This window comes from Pontibacterium sp. (assembly GCF_041587635.1).
Lineage (GTDB): Bacteria > Pseudomonadota > Gammaproteobacteria > Pseudomonadales > Balneatricaceae > Pontibacterium.
The window spans coordinates 1-4,076 of record NZ_JBFGYC010000379.1 but is presented as its reverse complement, the minus strand read 5'-3'; the positions used below and the strand labels follow the sequence as shown (position 1 = coordinate 4,076).

At 49.3% G+C, this 4,076-nt stretch carries 5 protein-coding genes; 4 read left to right on the top strand and 1 reads right to left on the bottom strand.

All coding sequences use genetic code 11. From position 1 onward, the window contains the following. Positions 1 to 229 precede the first annotated feature (229 nt). The 4 genes from ABYW01_RS15890 (at position 230) to ABYW01_RS15875 (ending at position 3,304) form a co-directional block, all read left to right on the top strand. Positions 230 to 409 carry a hypothetical protein gene (locus tag ABYW01_RS15890; protein ID WP_193954267.1) on the top strand — a complete coding sequence of 60 codons (180 nt, stop codon included), beginning with the start codon at positions 230 to 232 and terminating at the stop codon, positions 407 to 409. Positions 410 to 565: 156 nt separating this feature from the next. Beyond that, positions 566 to 1,873: a DUF945 family protein gene (locus tag ABYW01_RS15885; RefSeq protein WP_372834522.1), complete on the top strand. Its 1,308-nt coding sequence runs from the start codon at positions 566 to 568 to the stop codon at positions 1,871 to 1,873. 201 nt (positions 1,874 to 2,074) lie between these two features. Continuing rightward, positions 2,075 to 3,013, top strand: a complete 939-nt coding sequence (locus ABYW01_RS15880) for an AEC family transporter (protein WP_372834519.1) — start codon at positions 2,075 to 2,077, stop codon at positions 3,011 to 3,013. A 48-nt stretch (positions 3,014 to 3,061) separates the two neighbouring features. Further along, entirely contained in the window at positions 3,062 to 3,304 is a 243-nt protein-coding gene (locus tag ABYW01_RS15875; RefSeq protein WP_372834517.1) for a hypothetical protein, read from the top strand. An 85-nt stretch (positions 3,305 to 3,389) separates the two neighbouring features. Here the strand turns inward: ABYW01_RS15875 and ABYW01_RS15870 are convergent, their stop codons facing one another. Beyond that, positions 3,390 to 3,851: a DUF1499 domain-containing protein gene (locus tag ABYW01_RS15870; protein WP_372834515.1), complete on the bottom strand. Its 462-nt coding sequence runs from the start codon at positions 3,849 to 3,851 to the stop codon at positions 3,390 to 3,392. Between the last annotated feature and the right edge of the window lie 225 nt (positions 3,852 to 4,076).

The window sequence follows — 4,076 nt, the reverse complement described above, 5'->3', positions numbered from 1 at the left end:
GTAGTTGAAGCAGTACGTCTTCCATCGATGGTTTCCTATAAGGTCATAAGTTATGAAATGGATATTAGAACAAAAAACACAGGATGAAAGTGGGTGTTTCTTTGTTAAGAATAAATCTCATTTTCATGTGTGATTTTTTTCATTGATCTGGGACAACTTTTAAAAAAACTGTGGTAAAGTCTCGCGCGAATTATTTCACAAACTCGCGGTTTGATAAGGAAAAAATACGATGAATGTAGATCAGCATCTGAAAGTTGCTCAGTGGCACCTGGAACAGGCTCGCTTGCACGCTACTAACGGTGACCACAAGTGCGGCTGCCCAGTAAACGACCACGACGCAAAAGCGATCGAAGCTGTTGAAGCTGGCATGATGAAAATCGAAGAAGAACTGACTTGCTCCGTAAAATAAGTCGTTCTCTTGCGAAAAAAGCCGCGCTATTTAGTGCGGCTTTTTTGTGCCTGTAAGAAGGGCGTTTGTCTCATTCCGCCTGACCCGGTGTGGTTGTCAATCTGTGCTAGACTGCGTGGCATCATTAATGGAGTAGATTCACAGGAGTTTTTAGGGATGAAGAACGTTGTTATTCCCGTGGTATTAGTCGGTGTTGCAGCAGCTGGTGCAGCGAGTATTAAATACACCGGTGATCAGGCACATGAGTCGATGGTTGCCTTTGTTGATCAGGTGAACCAAGCACCAAATTATCAGGGTGTGTTGAAGGTTGAGTTGCAGTCAGAGCGTAGTTTTATTGAAAACAGCTATCGTCTTGAGCTGGTATTGCAGGATCCGGATATCACCGAAGCCCTCTCGCTGGAACGTATTCCGTTTGATATCAGAGTGAAGAACAGTGTTTTGTCTGCTCAGTATATTACCCAGATCGCTCCGGGTGAGTTGCTGGATCAGATAAAGGCGACTCAGGCCAATCCTGCTAAGCCGGCGATACAATTTCTGGCGGATGCATCGTTTAACCCTTTCGATCAAACGCTGGCGATTGATCATACGTTGATGACGGATACCTTCTCGATTAAACAGAAGGATACAGAAGTAGTTATAGGGGCATTGGAAAGCAAGGGTTCGCTGGACGGGGATCAGATAACCGGTGAAGGCCAGATGGGTTCTCTGACGGTATCTTCTGCGGGTGAAGAAGTATTAAAAATGTCCGGCGTGACGATGACGCAAAGCGGCACACTGGTACCGGGTTCATCGTACATGGAAGGCCTGTTTGCTGAATTTACAGCGGATATGAAGTTGCGTGAATTTTGGTTCAATGCTCAGAATAAGCAGATGCAGGTTACTTTGAATGACCTCGGCTTTGAGATACGGCAGACAGAAAAGGAAGAGCGTTTGCTGCTGGATGTTGTAAACAGCATGGGCGACATGGAGCTTAGTTCTGCGGTAGAGGCCCCCCCAGTTAACCTCAGTAGTGCCAAGCTGGATATGACGTTTGATGTCAATAATGCGGCGTTCAAAACACTCACTCAGCAGGTCAATGAAATGCCCGCTGCTCAGCGCCAGAACCCGTTTGTGATGATGGGGTTGATGGGCGGACTGACAGCCCAGGGTATCAACCTGAACCTGAATGCGTTTGATGTGCAGACGGATAAAGGGGCTCTAGTCGCCGATGGCAGTGTGCAGATGGCGGCGTTTGATCTGATGCAAAGTATGCAAGATCCTAATGCTATTCGCTCGAAACTCGACGGTAACTTTAAATTCAGTGTCGATGAGTCGCTGGTGAATGCACTGCCTGATCAACAGCCTCGCAATCAGCTTAACCGGCTCGCTAAACAAGGGTTGGTGAAGAAAGAGGGCGGTAAGATTGTCACAGAGGTCAACATCGTAAAAGGCCAGATTACAGTCAACGGTATCCCGATGGGTTAACCGATGTTGTGCGGGGTTGAGTATCTGTCAGCCCCATTTCTCCTCTTCTTACACTCCCCCATAGGGTTGATCTCCGCCCCTCAAAGCCGCAACAGTGAAATTCCTATTCAGCAATAGTGTCTTGCCGGGATGGAAGGTAGAATCTTCAACCTTTTTTTATCAGGTTGAGTTTGTCAGTGAAACGCTGACAGGAGAGTATAGATGCAACTGTTACTGGAAACCGTTATCCCGGTATTTGCCTTGATGGCATTAGGCTGGAGCTGCCGCAAAAGTGGGCTGTTGGATGCGGGGGCTGCAAAAGCACTGAACCAGTACGTTTTTTACATCGCAATTCCTCCCCTGCTTTTTACCTCGACGGCGCGTGTCGCGATTGCCGATATTATCAACTGGCCGTTTCTTGCAGCGTATTTTGCCGGTACCGCTGCAGTGATTGTGGTCGCATTTCTGGGGACTCGCTGGATGAAAATATCCGGCCCGCTGGACAGTGCCGTTGTTGGTTTGATCGGGAGCTGGGGCAACACGGTCTACATGGGTATCCCGCTGTTTTATTTCCTGTTTGGCGATAAAGGTACCTTGCCCGTGGTGATCGTGACGCTGACCACCAATATGGTGATGATCTTTGTGCTGGCGTTCTGCGCTAATCTGGACGCGGGGGGCCAGGAACGTCGTTCGGTGTTTGGATTGTTTAAAAGTATCTTTCTGACCAACCCGGTGATGCTAGCGCCGGTATTGGGCATGCTGGTGTCACACTATTCGCTGACCATACCGGTCCCGATTGAAAACCTGCTCAATATGATTGCGCCTTCGGCAGCACCTGTTGCGTTGTTTGCGATGGGGTTGTCTTTGTATGGCCTCTCGCTGAAGGGTAATATGCTGCAGTTAAGCTGGATGACGGCCATGAAGCTGCTGGTGCAACCGCTGGTGACCTGGGGGATTGTGCTGGTCATGGGGTTAGACCCGTTTTGGGCTGCATCGGCTGTATTGTTGGCCGCGTTGCCCGCCGGATCGATGGTGTACGTTTTGGCACAGCAATATGAGAGGCGGGTAGAGCTAGCATCCAGTACTATTCTTTCTACAACAGTGCTGTCGTTGGTAACCTTGGCATTGTTGCTACCATTAATAAAAAGCTGGGTTGGGTAACAGGGTTGTGGCCACCGGCATAAAACACAATTGATTGAAGTGGCCTGAATGTTTGAAGAGTATAAATATCTGCTGGTGCTGTTGTTTGTTGTGCTGGTCTTTACACCGGTGACCCTGAACGCTATCCGCCGCTATCGCGAAACACCGCCGCCGATGGCGAACAATGACCGAAAGCTCTACCGTTTGTGGCGTTCTGACCCCGATGCGTATGAACGCCAGTATGGCGCGATGGACCGCGAATATATCAAAGCACAGGAAGAGAAAGCCCGCCGTAAGCAGGAACAGAAATAACGTTGGGGTGAGGGGAGTAACCTGTATTCGGTTTCTCCCCGTGTCTCCGGGCTGCCTTCCGATTTAAGCGGTGGCCGTTAAAGCTCTAAAGCTCTTCCAGCAATGATTTCAGTTTGCTCGCCCGCTCACGATTGGCGCCGAGATCACTGTAACCGACCCTTGATGCTGAGCGGATATGGATCTGTTTAGTATCCGGTTCAATCCGTACTTCAAGGTCATCTACAAATCCAAATGTGCCGGATGTATACGTCGCCACGAAGTAGTTATCCCGCTCTCTTAATAGCTCACCCCCCGATACGCTGATGGCCGATCGTACCTGTTTGCGTACCGTGTTTATCTCGTTGCTGCTGTACGTAGCCGGAGGAAGGTAGTGTTCTGCATCGATCTGGAATTCAGTACAGACACAGTTGGGTGGCTTAGGACATTGGCTGAGTTTGCCGGAGATTAAGCCCGGTGCACCGCCTGATTTAGACATCATGCCCATGACACTTAAGCCGATCAGAGCGGCGATGATCAATACTGCTATTAGAGCCAGCAGGAATTTCATAGTGGTGTCCCAGTTATGACGACTGTTGTTTTTAGAATAGCAGGTGCGGTCTAGGTGTACGGCCCGAGGATTGAGTTTCTTGGGGGAGGTCCTAACGCTTAGGCTTTTCTGGGTATCGCTTTGCTCGATCCAACCTGCGGTTTTATCTCGTTCCCATGCACCCGCGTGGAAATTCATACAGCAGCTAATGTTACCGCGTATCTCAAGCATTCAGCTAACCGGTAC

Excerpts from the sequence above, each read along its gene's own strand:
- ABYW01_RS15890 (WP_193954267.1), top strand. The coding sequence starts at position 230 with ATGAATGTAGATCAGCATCTGAAAGTTGCTCAGTGGCACCTGGAACAG.
- ABYW01_RS15870 (WP_372834515.1), bottom strand. The coding sequence starts at position 3,851 with ATGAAATTCCTGCTGGCTCTAATAGCAGTATTGATCATCGCCGCTCTG.
- ABYW01_RS15885 (WP_372834522.1), top strand. The coding sequence starts at position 566 with ATGAAGAACGTTGTTATTCCCGTGGTATTAGTCGGTGTTGCAGCAGCT.
- ABYW01_RS15875 (WP_372834517.1), top strand. The coding sequence starts at position 3,062 with ATGTTTGAAGAGTATAAATATCTGCTGGTGCTGTTGTTTGTTGTGCTG.
- ABYW01_RS15880 (WP_372834519.1), top strand. The coding sequence starts at position 2,075 with ATGCAACTGTTACTGGAAACCGTTATCCCGGTATTTGCCTTGATGGCA.